At 41.3% G+C, this 1,133-nt stretch carries 1 protein-coding gene and 1 pseudogene; both read right to left on the bottom strand.

Annotation, left to right across the window (positions count from 1 at the left end):
* Positions 1 to 260: pseudogene (locus F6K53_RS44445) on the bottom strand (hypothetical protein); the annotation flags it as partial.
* Positions 261 to 558: 298 nt separating this feature from the next.
* A partial coding sequence (locus F6K53_RS44440) for an S-layer family protein (RefSeq protein WP_293087323.1) occupies positions 559 to 1,133 on the bottom strand: 575 nt, incomplete at its 5' end.

Raw genomic sequence — 1,133 nt, 5'->3', positions numbered from 1 at the left:
AGACGAATGGAGTGAAATCCAGTTCCTGTTGCTACATCTAGGAATTTTTTGACACCGTGTTGTTTTAATATATCGATGAAAAACCTACCTTCACTTTTGGCACGGGTTTCCCAGCTAATCAACTCGTCCCATTTTTCTACAAAGCTTTGGATGTATTCTGCTTGATATTGAGATGTTTGTCGAACAGCAGTTGGATTTTCGCCGTAATCCTGTTGCTCCTTGTCAACTATAGATGTTGAATTTTTGCGGTTATTTTTCATCTTGCTGTTCTGTGTAACTAAATTTTTGGATATTTTCAATCAAAAGCCCATTAAGCACTGATCGCAGAATTAATTACCTATTCGCAATCTCTGTAACCTTGACATTGTCAGGTTTTTTTTTAATCTGTAATTAATTTTGTGCACTTGCTTATTCCTTAATATTGATTGATCAAAAATCTTGAAGTTGACCAAATTATTAAATTTGCCATTGGAGGCCGGATGCTGACTGCGTGACACATCTGTGTGAAAACTAGGCTGATCAGATTCTACACTGTAATCACCTTACCCTAAAAACAGCTTAATTTAAATCCCGACAAGACAAATAGTGATACCAAGGCTTGGGTGGGCTAGTGGTATCGGTAGGGAAAGAGGTCAGAATGATCGTACCATCGGGACCAATCATCCAGCCTTGAGCTTCCACAATTCGTTTTGGCTTAGAATTCTTTTCGGTCGATGGCGCTAAGGTCTGATTGTTATCAAGATTGTGATCAATTTCACTAAGGGTTTGATCATCAAGAGTCACCCAATCAGCAATGATGGTTTGACCAATAATCGGGTCGAAGGGACTAGCCGGAATGCCACCGCGTCCAGTAACAATAAATTCACCAAGTTCATCGACTGAGATTTTTCCACTTCTCGGACAGCTAGCAACAATCAGTGATGATGGGTCAGTTAAATTGATCGGTAGTTGATCTAATCCCCGAGGGGGTTCAGGATTGCCCGTTTTGATGGTCACTATTCCTGGATCAGACTCAGAACTGGCATCGATATCATTAGTGCGATTGCCTGGGATGGCTCTGCGCTCCTCAATCAGACGGACATCTTCGGCCTTAATGGTGATATTACCGCCTTTTCCTTGTGCAGCTTTGGCAA

Origin of the sequence: Moorena sp. SIO4A1 (assembly GCF_010672065.1) — a bacterium.
GTDB lineage: Bacteria > Cyanobacteriota > Cyanobacteriia > Cyanobacteriales > Coleofasciculaceae > Moorena.
Note: the sequence above shows the minus strand (reverse complement) of the source record. Positions and strands in the feature narration are given on the sequence as shown.